The 13,682-nt window shown below is 69.2% G+C and carries 13 protein-coding genes and 1 pseudogene; 8 read left to right on the top strand and 6 right to left on the bottom strand.

The window, feature by feature from the left end:
* Positions 1–308: 308 nt before the first annotated feature.
* The 3 genes from PM1_RS16000 to PM1_RS15990 all read left to right on the top strand — a co-directional run bounded on the left by PM1_RS16000 (position 309) and on the right by PM1_RS15990 (position 4,060).
* A complete protein-coding gene (locus PM1_RS16000) occupies positions 309–1,688 on the top strand; it encodes a nitronate monooxygenase (protein WP_009620240.1) in 1,380 nt (459 codons plus the stop codon).
* Between the two features lie 37 nt (positions 1,689–1,725).
* On the top strand, positions 1,726–2,883 hold the full coding sequence (cfa, locus tag PM1_RS15995; protein ID WP_009620241.1) for a cyclopropane fatty acyl phospholipid synthase: 1,158 nt from the start codon (positions 1,726–1,728) through the stop codon (positions 2,881–2,883).
* Positions 2,884–3,199: 316 nt separating this feature from the next.
* A complete protein-coding gene (locus tag PM1_RS15990; RefSeq protein WP_009620244.1) occupies positions 3,200–4,060 on the top strand; it encodes a LysR family transcriptional regulator in 861 nt (286 codons plus the stop codon).
* 228 nt (positions 4,061–4,288) lie between these two features.
* On the opposite strand, the pseudogene PM1_RS15985 reads toward PM1_RS15990, so the two are convergent.
* Positions 4,289–4,438 (bottom strand): annotated as a pseudogene (locus PM1_RS15985) (general stress protein); the annotation flags it as partial.
* 232 nt (positions 4,439–4,670) lie between these two features.
* Between PM1_RS15985 and PM1_RS15980 the strand changes: the two are divergent.
* The 5 genes from PM1_RS15980 to thiM all read left to right on the top strand — a co-directional run bounded on the left by PM1_RS15980 (position 4,671) and on the right by thiM (position 8,283).
* Positions 4,671–4,901, top strand: coding sequence for a hypothetical protein (locus PM1_RS15980; RefSeq protein ID WP_009620247.1), 231 nt, complete (start codon positions 4,671–4,673; stop codon positions 4,899–4,901).
* Positions 4,902–5,004: 103 nt separating this feature from the next.
* A complete protein-coding gene (locus PM1_RS15975; RefSeq protein ID WP_009620249.1) occupies positions 5,005–5,622 on the top strand; it encodes an FMN-binding negative transcriptional regulator in 618 nt (205 codons plus the stop codon).
* A 69-nt stretch (positions 5,623–5,691) separates the two neighbouring features.
* Positions 5,692–6,228, top strand: a complete 537-nt coding sequence (locus tag PM1_RS15970; RefSeq protein WP_009620251.1) for a cysteine hydrolase family protein — start codon at positions 5,692–5,694, stop codon at positions 6,226–6,228.
* 110 nt (positions 6,229–6,338) lie between these two features.
* On the top strand, positions 6,339–7,358 hold the full coding sequence (locus tag PM1_RS15965; RefSeq protein WP_009620253.1) for a hypothetical protein: 1,020 nt from the start codon (positions 6,339–6,341) through the stop codon (positions 7,356–7,358).
* Positions 7,359–7,419: 61 nt separating this feature from the next.
* Positions 7,420–8,283: a hydroxyethylthiazole kinase gene (gene thiM, locus PM1_RS15960; RefSeq protein ID WP_009620255.1), complete on the top strand. Its 864-nt coding sequence runs from the start codon at positions 7,420–7,422 to the stop codon at positions 8,281–8,283.
* 12 nt (positions 8,284–8,295) lie between these two features.
* Here thiM and PM1_RS15955 read toward each other — a convergent pair whose 3' ends face one another.
* The 5 genes from PM1_RS15955 to PM1_RS15935 form a co-directional block, all read right to left on the bottom strand.
* Positions 8,296–8,637, bottom strand: a complete 342-nt coding sequence (locus tag PM1_RS15955) for an FKBP-type peptidyl-prolyl cis-trans isomerase (RefSeq protein WP_009620257.1) — start codon at positions 8,635–8,637, stop codon at positions 8,296–8,298.
* Between the two features lie 89 nt (positions 8,638–8,726).
* Positions 8,727–9,089: a YajD family HNH nuclease gene (locus PM1_RS15950; protein ID WP_009620259.1), complete on the bottom strand. Its 363-nt coding sequence runs from the start codon at positions 9,087–9,089 to the stop codon at positions 8,727–8,729.
* A 378-nt stretch (positions 9,090–9,467) separates the two neighbouring features.
* The gene (locus PM1_RS15945; RefSeq protein ID WP_024128875.1) at positions 9,468–9,878 is read right to left on the bottom strand and encodes a YbaN family protein; all 411 of its coding nucleotides are present in this window, start codon (positions 9,876–9,878) and stop codon (positions 9,468–9,470) included.
* A 67-nt stretch (positions 9,879–9,945) separates the two neighbouring features.
* Entirely contained in the window at positions 9,946–10,545 is a 600-nt protein-coding gene (locus tag PM1_RS15940) for a biliverdin-producing heme oxygenase (protein WP_009620261.1), read from the bottom strand.
* Positions 10,546–10,872: 327 nt separating this feature from the next.
* Positions 10,873–13,476, bottom strand: a complete 2,604-nt coding sequence (locus tag PM1_RS15935) for a TonB-dependent receptor (protein ID WP_009620263.1) — start codon at positions 13,474–13,476, stop codon at positions 10,873–10,875.
* Positions 13,477–13,682: the final 206 nt, after the last annotated feature.

Genomic DNA, 13,682 nt, shown 5'->3' with positions numbered 1-13,682 from the left:
CCAGAACCTTTGCAGGGAGCCGATACAGTCTGCGGAACGTCAAGGCATGCAACAAATTAATAATAATGAAGGCTGAATAAACTTATTTTGATATGAACGCTGCGACCGTCGCCCGCGCGACCCTTTGCCGCAGGCGGGCATGGGCAAGGAAAGTGTGGCTTGCAGGGGGTAGATCCGGTTTTTCGAATACGGCTTACATATTCATTTTAATGAACTAATCGGCCATTATATTTCATTTAAATTCAGTTAAGCCCAAGGCCTACCATTGTCCTGTCGCCGCTCTGCCTTGCGGCTTCAGGAGTACCGCCATGCCTCATCCCGCGCTGAACACCCCCCTGGTCGAACTCCTGGGTTGCCGGGTCCCCATCCTCTGCGCCGGCATGGGCGGCGTGGCACGCCATGAACTGGTCGCGGCGGTGAGCAACGCCGGCGGCTTCGGCTGCCTGGGCATGGTGCGCGAGCCGGTGGCGCTGATCCGCCGCGAGGTGGCGGCCTACCGCGAGCTCAGCCACGAACCCTTCGCCGTCAACCTGATCCCCGCGGCCACTCCCGCCGAACTGCTGGAGGCGCAGGTGGCCGTCTGCCTGGAGCTGCGGGTGCCGGCGGTGGCGCTGTTCTGGGACGTGCAGGCCGACGTGGTCCGCCGCTTCAAGGACGCCGGCATGCTGGTGCTGCACCAGGTGGGTAACCGCGCCGATGCCGAGGCCGCGCTGCGCGCCGGGGTGGACGTGCTGATCGCCCAGGGCGTGGAAGCCGGCGGGCACGTGCGCGGCCAGGTTTCCACCTTCGCGCTGGTGCCGGAGCTGGTGGCTCTGGGCGAGGTGCCGGTGGTGGCCTGCGGCGGCATCGCCAGCGGCGCCGCCATCGCCGCTGCGCTGGCCCTGGGCGCCCAGGGCGTGGCCTGCGGCTCGGCCTTCCTCGCCACCGACGAATCCTACGCCCACGACTACCACAAGCGCTGCCTGGTCGAGGCCGAGGCGGAGCAGACGCTGCTGACCGAGGCCTTCTTCCGCAACTGGCCGATGCCGGCGCCGGTGCGCGTGCTGCCCAACGCGGTGACCCGCGGCGACTACGCGAACCTGCACGAGCGCCGCGAGACGCCGGTTATCGGCGAGCAGGACGGCGGCCCCATCTACCTGTTCTCCACCGACTCGCCGTTGCGTGGCGCCTATGGCCGCTTGGAGGACATGCCGATCTACGCCGGCCAGTCCTGCGCCCAACTGCACGACATCCGCCCGGCCGCCGAGCGCCTGGAGCAGCTGGTGGCGGAAGCCGATGCCAGACTGGCGCGCCTGCAGGGCGGCGATGAAGACGCCGACCTCGTCGACTGGCTGCAGGAGTTGCTGAGCGCCGAGCGCGCCGGCGCCCGGGTGATGCTCGACAGCGCCCGGCAGACCGAGGACCCACGACTTCTGGAGCGCCTGCACGCGCTGCACCAGGGCGAGGCGGAAAGCTGTCGCCGCCTGCGCCGCAGCCTGCAGCGCCTGGGCGCTGAGCCCGGACGCGAACTGGGCGCCTTCCATGCCAAGGCCATGGCCATCGAGGAGATGGCCGAGCGCCTGCGCTTCGTCGCCCGCGGCCAGCGCTGGGTGGCGCGGCGCCTCGCCCAGCGCCTGCCGCGCATCCGCCAGGCCTGGCTGCGCGAGGAACTGCGCGCGGTCCTGCGCCTGCACCGCGACGACGCCTGAGCGCCAACGGATATCTAGAAAACACAAGGGAAACACCATGCCTTCCGAGCTCTCCACCTCCCGCCCGACCCCGGCGGCTGCCGACAGCCGCGCCCAGCGTTTCGCCCGCTCGCTACTCGAGCAGGCCGGCCTGGGCCTGGACGGCCACCAGCCCTGGGACATGCGCCTGAACCACCCCGGCGTGCCGCAACGCGCCCTGGCCCAGGGCAACCTCGGCCTCGGCGAGGCCTACATGGACGGCGACTGGGACTGCGACCAACTCGACGAGTTCTTCGCCCGCCTGCTGCGCAGCGGCGTGGTCGACCAGGTCAGCCCGGCCTCGCTGATCTTCCACGCCCTGCAGGCGCGCCTGTGCAATCTGCAGACGGCGAACCGCGCCTGGGCGGTGGGCGAGCGCCACTACGACCTGGGCAACGACTTCTACGCCGCCATGCTCGACCCGCGCATGACCTACACCTGCGGCTACTGGAAGGACGCCGAGGACCTGGCCCAGGCCCAGGAGGCCAAGCTCGATCTGGTGTGCCGCAAGCTCGACCTGCGCCCGGGCATGCGCGTGCTGGACATCGGCTGCGGCTGGGGCAGCTTCATGGCCTTCGCCGCCGAGCGCTACGGCGTGGAATGCGTGGGCGTGACCATCTCCCGCGAGCAGTGCGAATGGGCGCGCAAGCGCTACGCCGGGCTGCCGCTGGAGTTCCGCCTGCTGGACTACCGCGACCTCGACGAGCGCTTCGAACGCATCGTCAGCATCGGCATGTTCGAGCACGTCGGGCGCAAGAACCACCGCACCTTCATGGAAGTCGCGGCGCGCTGCCTGGACGACGACGGCCTGTTCCTGTTGCACACCATCGGCAAGAACCAGCGCCGCAGCGTGCCGGACCGCTGGATCGACAAATACATCTTCCCCAACGGCGACCTGCCCTCCATCGGCCAGATCGGCGACGCCGCCGACGGCCTGCTGGTGGTGGAAGACCTGCACAACTTCGGCGCCGACTACGACCGCACGCTGATGGCCTGGGCACGCAACTTCGAGGCCAACTGGCCGCGCTTCGCTGAGGAGCTGGGCGAGCGCTTCTACCGCATGTGGCGCTACTACCTGCTGTCCTGCGCGGGGGCCTTCCGGGCGAGGGATATCCAGCTGTGGCAGTGGGTGCTGTCGCGGCGAGGGGTCTTGGGTGGGTATCGGCGGGTGAGCTGAAGGGGCTCCCCGGGCTTCGGTGCCAAGGCAGAGCGCCCTCTCCCTAACCCTCGGCTGCGCGCCCCGCCCTGAAGGGAGAGGGGACCGTTCGGTGTGCGCTGGTGTTTCCGTGTCAGCCGATATGCGCCGGCGTAAACCAATTCTTCCAGCAGGCACAGACAAGCCCCCTCTCCCTTCAGGGAGAGGGCGGGGGGAGAGGGTTGCGGACCTTCACCCAACACCACTCCCCACCGGAAAAAACCACCGTCATTCCCCCAGCAGTCCCCCCCACCCTGGTTTAGAATGCCGCCACCCGCCCCCAGCCCCGCCCCACAGCATGGACATCGACCTCACCCGCACCTTCCTGGAAATCGCCCGCCACGGCAGCTTCGTCGCCGCCGCCGAGCGCATGCACGTCACCCAGACGGCCATCACCGCGCGCATCCAGAAGCTGGAAAGCCACCTCAACTGCAAGCTGTTCGTGCGCAACCGCGCTGGCGCGCGCCTGACCGCCGACGGCGAGGCTTTCATCATCTACGCCAACCAGATGTTGCAGACCTGGGAAGCCGCGCAGCGCGACCTGCCGCTGCCCGAGGGCGTGGACAACGTGCTGCACATCGGCGGCGAGGTGAGCCTGTGCAACCCGCTGATGCTGCGCTGGGTCAGCCGCATCCGGCAGACCATCGACAGCTACGCGGTGCGCGCCGAGATCGGCAGCGGCGAGGCCCTGCTGCGCCAGTTGGAGCTGGGCGTGCTGGACGCCGCGCTGGTGTACCAGCCGCACTACTGGCCGGGCATGCAGGTGGAGCAGTTGCTGGAAGAGAAGCTCATCCTGGTGCGCGCCAAGAACCCCGAGCCCTACGTGTACATCGACTGGGGCGAGGGCTTCCGCCAGCAGCACGACAGCGCTTTGCCGGACAAGGCCCGCGCGCCGGTGGCCTTCAACCTCGGGCCGCTGGCGTTGCAGTACATCCTGGAGAACGGCGGCTCGGGCTACTTCCGCACGCGGGTGGTGCAGAGCTACCTCGACAAGGGCGTACTGCGCCGCGTGCCGCGTGCCCCGGAGTTCAGCTACCCGACCTACCTGGTGTATTCCCGCGAGCGCGATTCGGCGCAGTTGCAGCAGGCCTTCACGCTGCTGCGCGAGCTGGTGCGCGAGGACCCGGACTGGTCGCAGCGCTGGGACCCGACGCTCTGACGGGGCACGGGGCTACACTGCCCAACGGCTAGCCTGTTTCCGCCGGGCGCGCCAACCTTCAGCGCCTCGGGAGGCCAGGCAAGGGCGGCCTGGGCGGCGGCCTCGGTGGCGGCGGGGGAGCGGGCGTGGCGCTGCCGCTGGACGGCGAGCGGGACCACCACGGCTAGGCGCTTCATGAAGAAGCCCGGCGGAACCCGGGGCTCCGCCGGGCCCGCTCAGGGCTACGGCCTAGCTCCTGCCGCCGCCGTGGCTGTGCTGGCCACCCTTGCGGCCGGCCTCCGCGGCTCTTTCACGGTCATTGGCGAAGTTGCCGCCACTGCGGGAGCCGCCTTTCTTGCCGGCTTCCGAGGCTTTCTCGCGGTCGTTGGCGAAGTTGCCGGGGTTGCTGCTCTTCGAAGTCATGATGAACTCCTCAGGGTTGGTTTCCACTGAATGGGCGAACCGTCATCGGCCCGCACATGTAGTGGGAAGGCCATGTGGCCGAATGGTTCGAAGAAGTTTCGCCAGCGGTTGCTCGGGGCCTGCCGGGCGGCAGGCGATCGATCGGTTTGAACCCTGGCGGCGCATGCGCTTCTTACCCTGATACCCATGCTTCGAGAGGGAGAGGCCCATGGCACGCTGGAAGATCAGTTACCACAAGGACAACAACACGAGCGTCCTGTCCATGCCGTCCGCGCACAAGCCGAGCATGCAGGAGGCGGAGCGCTACCTGCTGGAGTGGGCGCGCCGCAACCTGGAGAAGGGCGAGTACGGCGCCGCCCACGAGACTCCCGAGGGCGACGCGACCGATGCGTTGCTGCGCCTGTATGGCATCACCATCACGGGCATCACCCGCGAATGACGGGCCGCCGGGGAATGGCTCCCTGTGGCGAAAAGGAAATGGCTCTTTGTAGTGGGCCAATCCCCGCGCATCATGGGGGCCTTCCCAGTACCCGGAGAACGGCATGTACCTGCCCGAGCATTTCCGCGAGACCCGCATCGACGCGCTGCACCGCCTGATCCAGGCCCACCCGCTGGGCATGCTGGTGCACGGCAGCAGCGGGGGGCTGGACGCCGACCACATCCCCTTCGAACTGCTTCCCGAAGAGGGCTGCCTGCGCGCCCACGTCGCCCGGGCCAACCCCTTGTGGCAGCACGCCGATGGCAGCGAGGTGCTGGTGGTGTTCCGCGGCGCGGAGCACTACATCTCGCCCAACTGGTACCCCAGCAAGCACCTGGCCCACGAGCAGGTGCCCACCTGGAATTACCAGGTGGTGCACGTGCGCGGCACCCTGCGGGTGGTCGACGACGAGCGCTTCGTCCGCGGCCTGGTGGGCCGCCTCACGCGTACCCACGAGGCCGGCGAGGCGCGGCCCTGGCGCATGGCCGACTCCACCCCGGAATTCATCGCCGGGATGCTGGCCAGGGTGGTCGGCATCGAGGTGCGGATCGACGAGCTGATCGGCAAGTCCAAGCTCAGCCAGAACAAGGTGGCCGACGACATCCGCGGCGCGGCCGGGCGCCTGGACGAGGAGGGCGCCGCCGAGCTGGCCGGGGCCATGCGCGAGCAGTTGCCGTCCTGACGCGGCGCTGGCCGGCCCCGCCGCCGCCGGCTATCGTTGGTCCTTTTATCGCTACCGGGGAGTTCCACCATGTCCGTCGCCCTGCTCGTCATCGACGTCCAGCACGCCCTGTGCGGCGGCGCCGACGCCTGCTTCGACCACCAAGGCGTGGTCGAGCGCATCAACGGCCTGGGCCGCCGCGCCCGCGACCTCGGCCTGCCGGTCATCTTCGTCCAGCACGAGGAGCCCGAGGGCGACTTCCGCCCTGGCAGCGAAGGCTGGCAGCTGGCTCCGGCGCTGCAGGTGGCCGATGGCGACCCGCGGGTGCGCAAGACCACACCCGACTCCTTCCACGGCACCGAACTGGATGCCCTGCTGCGCAAGCTGGGCGTGACCGGCCTGGTGATCTGCGGCATGCAGACCGACTTCTGCGTCGACACCACGGTGCGCCGCGCCCTGGCCGAGGGCTACGACGTGGTGCTGGCCGGCGACGCCCACAGCACCCTGGACAACCGCGTGCTGCGCGCCGAGCAGATCATCGCCCACCACAACGAGGTGTTCAGCCGCATGAGCAGCTTCGCCCCGCGCCTGGACGTGCTGCCCAGCGCCGCGGTGGCCTTCGACTGACGCCTGCCGTGCGTCCGGCCGCCAGCCCCTGCGGCGGCGCTGCGGATAAGGTGGAGTAGGGCGCCGGCGACTTTCCCGCGCCGGCGGCGCCCGTGGCGGAGGGATAGTCGATGGCCAGCCGAGCGACAGCCTGGCGACCGCTGCGCTGCCTGTTGCTGGCGGCGTTGCTGGCGCTTGCGGCCTGCGCCGGGCACAAGGCCGCCGAGCCGCTGGCGCCGGTGACGGCGGCCACCTGGGCACAGGTGGACCGCGACATCGCCTCTGCCTCCATGGCCGCCGCCGACAAGGCCGAGGACTACGCCCGCGGCGCCATGGAAAACTGGATGGACCTGGTCTACCAGCGCACCGACAGCGACTTCGTCCCCTGGTTCTCCGGCTACTGGACGCAGCAGTGGCTGGGCCTGCGGGTGGCCTGGTACAAGCTCGGCGACAGCCAGAAGAGCCCGGCGGTCAGCCGCCTGTCCGTCTACCTGCAGGGCCAGTACCAGCGCCGTGTGCTCGAACCGGTGGCGCGGCAGGTCGACCCCGCCGCGGTGATGGAGGCTGCCACCCGTTTCTACGTGCAGGCCCTCGCCGGGCAGCTGGACGCCATCCCCGAACGCCTGGGCGTGCCGCGCGCGCAGCTGGACCAGCGTTTGCAGGCCATCCCCGCCATCGCCCTGGGCCCACCCGCCACACGGGATGCCTCGCTGTACCAGCTGTTGCAGGCGAAGCGCCTGGACCAGTTGCCGGCCTACCAGGCGTTGATCGCCCGGGTGCACGATGCCTCGACGCGCACCGGCGTGGACGTGGACGAGCCGGACCAGGGCGTGTCCGCCGTGGCCCGGCGCACCAGCGAGAAACTGCTGGGCGAGGTGACCGTCAGCGGCGCCGTCGGCGCCATCGCCGCGGCGGTGGGCAAAGCGGCGGGGACGGTGCTGTCGCTGGGCAGCGCCGGGCTCACCGCGCTGTCTCGCGACCGCGAGCGCCCGCAACTGGAGGCGCAGCTGCGCAAGGACCTCAACGACGCCTTCGACCAGCAGTGGCTGGCGCTGATGGGCAACAGCCAGAGCGGCGTGCTGGCCGGCGTGCACTACCTGTCGCTGCAGGTGGAGGCGGGCGCGGCCACGCCCTGGGCCGCGCAGCCATAGAGGGCGCGGCGCGGAACGGGTAGATTAGGCGCACTTTCCGCCGCCCTCCCGGAGCCGCCCCATGTCCACCGCCGCGCCCGCCAGGTTCATGCCCAGCCTGGATTCGATCATCGCCGCCCACGCCGAACTGCGCGCCGCGCGGCCGCTGGTGCAGTGCCTGACCAACGTGGTGTCGGCCAACTTCATGGCCAACGTGCTGCTGGCCGCCGGGGCCTCGCCGGCAATGGTCGACAACCCTGAGGAGGCGGCCGGCTTCGCCCGCGTGGCCGGCGCCGTGCTGGTCAACCTGGGCACCCCGACCAGCGCCCAGGTGGAGGGCATGCGCCAGGCGGTGCGTTCGGCGGTGGTCCATGGCACGCCCTGGGTGCTGGACCCCATCGGCGCCGGCGGCCTGCCCTGGCGCGGCGGAGTGGCCGCCGAGCTGCTGCAGCAGCGCCCGGCGGTGGTGCGCGGTAATGCGTCGGAAATCATCGGCCTGGCCGGGCTGGGGCAGGGCGCGCCGGGCTTCGACAGCTCCGACGACCCGGCCCGCGCGGTGCCGGCGGCGGTGGAATTGCTGCGCAACTGCCAGGCGGTATCGGCCTCGGGCGCGGTGGACCACCTGCTGGGCTGGGTCGGCGATAGCCGCGAAAGCGCCGTGCCACGCCTGCTGCGCATCGGCGGCGGCAGCGCTTTGCTGCCGCGGGTGACCGCCTCCGGCTGCGCCCTGGGCGCGCTGGTGGCGGCCTACACGGCGGTGGCGGTGGACGCCTTCACCGCCCTGGCGGCGGCCCACGTGCATTTCGCCGTGGCCGCGGAAATCGCCGAGGCGGCCAGCCGCGGGCCGGGCTCCTTCGCCGTGGCCTTCATCGATGCCCTGGATGCGGTGGACGCCAACCTGCTGCGCCAGCGCGCCAGGCTCATGTCGGTGCAGTCCACGGCCTGAGGCGGGGCACGCTCAGTCGTCGCGGGTCAGCACTTCCAGCAGCTCGATTTCGAAGAGGAGGTTGGAGTTCGGCTTGATGTGCGCGCCGATCTGCCGCTCGCCATAGGCCAGGTGCGCCGGCACGAAGAGCTTGCGCTTGCCGCCGACGCGCATGTTCATGAGGCCGATATCCCAGCCCTTGATGACGCGTCCGGTGCCGATCACGCACTGGAAGGGGCGGCCCTTGTCGTAGGAGGAATCGAAGACGGTGCCGTCTTCCAGGGTGCCCCGGTAGTGGGTGGTGATCAGCGCGCCCTTGACCACCGCCTTGCCGTCGCCGGGGCGGATGTCCTCGATACGCAGTTCGTCGCTCATGTCTGTGCCTCTGTCGCAGGTGGCGGCCCGGCCGGGCCGTTTCGGGGCGCCGTTTTCGCAGGAAACGCCGCGCAAGGCAACAGGCGCGCTCAGGAATCCTTGTTGAGCAACGCGGCTAGCCCGGCCAGGGCCTTGTGCGTGACCTTGGGCCCGCTGGCGCCGGCGTCGTTGCCCTGGTAGTGGGCGTCGACCTGGCGCTGGTGCTCGTTGTCGTGGCAGTAGAGGCACAGCAGCTCCCAGTTGGAGCCGTCCTCGGGGTTGTTGTCGTGGTTGTGGTCGCGGTGGTGCACGGTGAGTTCGCTCAGGCGCTTGCCGGAGAACTCGCGGCCGCAGCGCCCGCAGATCCAGGGGTACATCTTCAGGGCCTTTTCCCGGTAGCTGCTTTCGCGGCGCTGCTGGGCCTCGGCCAGGAGCTGGTCGACCTTGCTGGTGGGTTTGGCGGGGGTGGACATGGTGGTGGCTCGAGGGTGGTTGGGGGGAGGTTTTCAGCATACCTCCGTTGGGGGGGATTTGCTTTTTGTGGGGGCGAGAGTTCTTGCTCGCGAATGGAGTTTCCCGGTTGCGCTGGTGTTGGGTATGAGAGCGCCCTCTCCCCAGCCCTCTCCCTGAAGGGAGAGGGGGCTTGTCCGTGCCGAGATAAGGAATGGTTTCAGCCGGTAATCACTGTGCTAGCCGGCTAACGCCGAACTATCAGCATCTGCCCAACGGTCCCCTCTCCCTTCAGGGAGAGGGTTAGGGAGAGGGAACGGAGCAACCGGCAACACCATGGCCCCCGGCGAGCACGGTTCGCGAGCAAGCTCGCTCCTACAAGAGCCTGGAGCCTGCCTGCCCTACGAATTCCGCTCCGACCCCGTCGCCGGCCGCTCATCCGGCCGCGACCAGATCCACAGGTTGCCGATCGCCATGCCCAGCACCACCGCATACAGCCAGTAACCATGGGGTAGGGTGAGCAGCATGATCGCCAGCGCCGCGAGCATCGCCAGGCTGGCGGCGACCTTGGCCCGGCGGGCGATGGCGCGGCCGTTGCGCCAGTTGGCGAGGATGGGGCCGAACAGCCGGTGGTTCTCCAGCCAGGCGCTGAGCCTGGGCGAGCTCTTGGCCGCGGCCCAGGCCGCCAGCAGGACGAACTCGGTGGTCGGCAGGCCGGGCACCACCAGGCCGACCATGCCCACGCCCAGGCTGGTGTAGGCGAGCAGGGCATAGAGCAGGCGGGCGGTGCGCGAACGGGCGGGCTGGGACATCGGGACGGCAGCGACGGGGGTGAAAGGCGCATCCTGGCGGCTGCCGGGATGCGCGTCAATCACCGCGTCAGGCGTGGGCGGCGGCATGCTCGTAGGCGTGCTGCAGCAGGGCGCCGAAACGCTCGAAGGCGGCCAGGGCGCCGGCTTCGGCCGCGCGTTCTTCCTCGGCGCTCAGGTCCAGGCCGTCGAGGGTGCGGGTGAAGCGCTTCCAGCCTTCGGCGCGGCCGCCGGCCGGCTCGCCCAGGTGGCGGGCGCCGAAGTTCTCGTCCAGGCCCAGGGCGGCCACGCGCTTGATCAGGAAGGCGGCGCCGAGCTTGGAGCCCTCGGAGACGAACAGCCAGCCCAGGGCTTCGGCGCGGGACGGGTTGGCCAGCGCGCCGGCCACCGGCGCCGGGACCTGGGCGCCAAGGTCTGCGAGGTCGGCCTTCGCCTGCCGGGCGCGGCAGCGTTCGGGCAGGTCGGGGAAGATCGCGCCCAGCTCGGCATCCTGGTACAGCGCCTGCAACTCCGACTGGAACAGGTACTGGGCGACGACGAAGGGTGTGAAGTTCTCGCGGCTGGCGAAGGGATCGTGGGCCTTCACCGCGGCGTCCAGGCGCTGGTGCGGGGCGTGGGTCGCCAGATTCAGGCGCTGGGAACGCAGGGCGGGGGCTTCCAGGGTGGTCATGCAGCAGGTTCCTTGAGCGATGGATTCACAGAAGACGAGACGAACGAGAGAGGGAAAAACGTAAAGAACGGTGAGAGGTTCCCCTGTAGGAGCGGGCCCTGCCCGCGATTTCGCGCGCAGGGCGCGCTCCTACAGGTGAATCTGGAGGTGGGCATGGCGTAGCGGATCTTATCCGCGAATCGCGCCGGTGGTTCCGGCTATCGCGGATAAGGTCCTACACCGTCGGTACCCGCAACACCCCGTAGGATGGTGTTGAGCGAAGCGATACCCATCGCCATGACCGCATGGGTATCGCAGGCTCGACCCATCCTACGAAGAGCGGTTACCTCAGATATCCCACACCAGGTTGACCGAGAAGTTGCGCCCCGGCTGGGTCAGGCGGTCGAGGTTGGCCGGAGCCAGCACCGAGGCTTCGCCGACGCTGTCGTAGCCGCGCACGTCGTCCCACAGCCAGTACTTCTTGTCGGTGAGGTTGTACACGCCGGCGTTCAGCGTCAGGTCGTCGGTCAGCTTGTAGTAAGCGGTCAGGTCGAGGATGCCGAAGCCGGGGGTCTTGAACTGGCTGCTGGTGCCGTCCGGGGCGTTGAAGGTGGTGTCGTCGACACGGTCCTTGCGCTTGACCAGGGTCCAGTTCAGCAGGCCGCCGTAGACCTGGCTGGGCGCGTCGTAGCCCAGGCCGAACACCCCGGTCAGCGGGTTGACGCTGTTGAGCGGCTCGCCGGTGTCCTTGTTGCGGCCGTAGGCGTAGGCCACCGAGCCCTTGCTGTAGAGGCCCTGCGGCGCGCCGAACGGGGCCAGTTCCAGGCGGCCCTTGAGTTCCACGCCCTTGATGATGGCGTGCTTGATGTTGTTGCTCTGGAAGGTGACCTCGTTGTAGCCGGCGGTGATGGCGTCTTCGTTAATGAAGTCGCGGTACTTGTTGTAGAACACCGAGACATCGAAGGAGCCGATGTCGAAGGTGCCGCGCAGGCCGGTCTCGTAGCTCTGGCTGCGTTCCGGGTCCAGGTCCGGGTTGGGCTCCACGCGGTAGCCGCTGGTGGGGTTGTCGAAGCGGCCGTACAGCGCCTTGGCGGTCGGGGTGCGGAAGCCCTGGGCGTACTGGCCGTACCACAGGTAGTTGTCGTTGAAGGCATAGGTCACGCCGAGCTTGGGCGAGAGCTGGTGCCAGGTCTTGTCCTCGCTGCTGACCTCGCCGTCGCCGCTCTGGTCGGCGGTGTTGAGGAACTCCTCGGTGATGTGCGGCTTCAGCCGGGTGTAGTCGTAGCGCAGGCCGGGCAGGAAGGTCCAGGCGTTCCAGCGGATCTCGTCCTGGGCGAACAGGCCGTAGGTGTCGATGGTCGGGTCCGGGAAGTCGCTGCTGCGCGCCAGGGCGTCGCTGGCGCTGCTGGCGCCCACGGCGGTGCAGCCGCGGCCCACGGCCAGGCAGGTGCCGCTGCCTTCGCGGTAGCCGGTGACCTTCTGCCGCTTGAGGTTGGTGCCGTAGGTCAGCAGGTGGTCGGTCTCGCCCAGCTCGAAGCTCTTGTCCAGTTGCAGGTCGAACACCCACTGGCGTTCCTTGTAGAGGGTGTCGCGGGTGCGCAGGACCTGGCGGGTCATGGGGTAGTAGAACTCCTCGGTGCCCTGGTCGGTCTTAGCCACCTGGTAGTTGAAGGTCCACTTGGCGTGGTCGGCCAGGGCGCTGTCGAGCAGGAACTGGTGGTCCAGGCCGAAGCGCTCGCGGGTGATGGTGTCGCTGGCCTTGCGCCACTGGTACATGCCGCCGGGCAGGATGCTCGGCGGCAGGGCCGGCGCGCCGTTGGAGTAGGGGCCGCCGTAGGCGCTCTTCTGGTCGGAATCGACGTCGTCCTTGTAGTGCTCGTAGGTCAGCCCGAAGCGCGAGCCTTCGGCGTAGTTCCAGCCCAGCTTGGCCAGCACGTTGGTGGTGCGCACGTCCTCGGGGTTGGCTTCGGTGCGGGAGAGGCCGGTGCCGCCGTGGCTGCCGTAGGACTCGGTCTCGTGGCCGTTGCGCTGGCTGACGTGGAGCAGGGCGTCGAAGTCGTCGTGGCGGCCGGCGACGGTGGCGGAGGTCAACCAGCTGTCGTCGGCCGAGCTGTAGCCGGCCTTCAGGCGTGCGCCGACGTCCTTGCCGTCCTTGATGATGTCGCTCGGGTCGAGGGTGAAGTAGCTCACCGCGCCGCCGATGGCGTTGCTGCCGTACAGCGCCGAGGCCGGGCCGCGGAGGATTTCCACGCGCTTGACGATCTCCGGGTCGACGTAGTTGCGCTCGGTCTGGGCGTAGGGGCCGTTGAAGAAGGAGCCGGGAATCTCGACGCCGTCGATTTGCGTCAGCACGCGGTCGCCGTCGATGCCGCGGATGTTGTAGCCGGTGATGCCCGAGCGCTGGCCGGTGCCGCCGACGCTGACGCCGGGTTCGTCGCGCACCAGGTCCTTGATGCTGTTGACGTTGTTGCGGTCCAGGTCGGTGCGGCTGCGTACGCTGACGGTGTTCGGCACTTCGTTGACGTTCTGCGCCTGGCGGGTGGCGGTGACGGTCTGCGGCTGCAGTTCGATGGCGCGGGCGCCCGGGGCGCGGAACAGCACGACGTTGCGCTCGGAGACCTGGCGGTAGTCCAGGCCGCTGCCGGCCAGCAGGCGCTTGAGCGCCTGCTCGGCGCCCAGGCGGCCGCTGACGCCGGGGGAGGTGACGCCGCTGGCCAGCTCCGCCGGCAGGGCCACCTGCCAGCCGGTGACCGAACTGAAGGCATTCAGCGCGCCGGCCAGGGGCTGGCGCTCGATGGCGAAGCGGTAGCCGGCCTGGGCCTGGCTGCTGGGCTCGGCGGCCTGGACGCCGGCGGCGGGCACGGCGGCCAGGGCGACGGACAGCGCCAGCAGCGACAGGTTGGCGGGTGCACACAGGCGTTGCAGGGGGGAGCGTCGGGCGTGGGTGGTCATCGAAGGCTCTCTTCTGAAGTTTCGCCGCATTTAAAATGCGAATCAGTTGCATTGGCATCTGACGAAACGAACGAGGCTTCGGGATCGCGTAAAAATAGTTTTCGGGGGGCGGCCGGGGGGCAATCGCGGACGGAGGCCTACGGTTCCAGGAGGCACGGCTTTTCGTAGGATGGCGTTGAGCGAAGCGATACCCATCAGCGCAACCG

The organism is Pseudomonas sp. M1 (assembly GCF_022760135.1).
In the GTDB taxonomy this organism is placed as follows: Bacteria; Pseudomonadota; Gammaproteobacteria; order Pseudomonadales; family Pseudomonadaceae; genus Pseudomonas; species Pseudomonas citronellolis.
This window is presented reverse-complemented; position numbering and strand designations above follow the sequence as displayed.

What these genes read in the sequence shown, in the direction of transcription:
- PM1_RS16000 (WP_009620240.1), top strand. Translation starts at nt 309, where the DNA reads ATGCCTCATCCCGCGCTGAACACCCCCCTGGTCGAACTCCTGGGTTGC.
- cfa (WP_009620241.1), top strand. Translation starts at nt 1,726, where the DNA reads ATGCCTTCCGAGCTCTCCACCTCCCGCCCGACCCCGGCGGCTGCCGAC.
- PM1_RS15990 (WP_009620244.1), top strand. Translation starts at nt 3,200, where the DNA reads ATGGACATCGACCTCACCCGCACCTTCCTGGAAATCGCCCGCCACGGC.
- PM1_RS15980 (WP_009620247.1), top strand. Translation starts at nt 4,671, where the DNA reads ATGGCACGCTGGAAGATCAGTTACCACAAGGACAACAACACGAGCGTC.
- PM1_RS15975 (WP_009620249.1), top strand. Translation starts at nt 5,005, where the DNA reads ATGTACCTGCCCGAGCATTTCCGCGAGACCCGCATCGACGCGCTGCAC.
- PM1_RS15970 (WP_009620251.1), top strand. Translation starts at nt 5,692, where the DNA reads ATGTCCGTCGCCCTGCTCGTCATCGACGTCCAGCACGCCCTGTGCGGC.
- PM1_RS15965 (WP_009620253.1), top strand. Translation starts at nt 6,339, where the DNA reads ATGGCCAGCCGAGCGACAGCCTGGCGACCGCTGCGCTGCCTGTTGCTG.
- thiM (WP_009620255.1), top strand. Translation starts at nt 7,420, where the DNA reads ATGTCCACCGCCGCGCCCGCCAGGTTCATGCCCAGCCTGGATTCGATC.
- PM1_RS15955 (WP_009620257.1), bottom strand. Translation starts at nt 8,637, where the DNA reads ATGAGCGACGAACTGCGTATCGAGGACATCCGCCCCGGCGACGGCAAG.
- PM1_RS15950 (WP_009620259.1), bottom strand. Translation starts at nt 9,089, where the DNA reads ATGTCCACCCCCGCCAAACCCACCAGCAAGGTCGACCAGCTCCTGGCC.
- PM1_RS15945 (WP_024128875.1), bottom strand. Translation starts at nt 9,878, where the DNA reads ATGTCCCAGCCCGCCCGTTCGCGCACCGCCCGCCTGCTCTATGCCCTG.
- PM1_RS15940 (WP_009620261.1), bottom strand. Translation starts at nt 10,545, where the DNA reads ATGACCACCCTGGAAGCCCCCGCCCTGCGTTCCCAGCGCCTGAATCTG.
- PM1_RS15935 (WP_009620263.1), bottom strand. Translation starts at nt 13,476, where the DNA reads ATGACCACCCACGCCCGACGCTCCCCCCTGCAACGCCTGTGTGCACCC.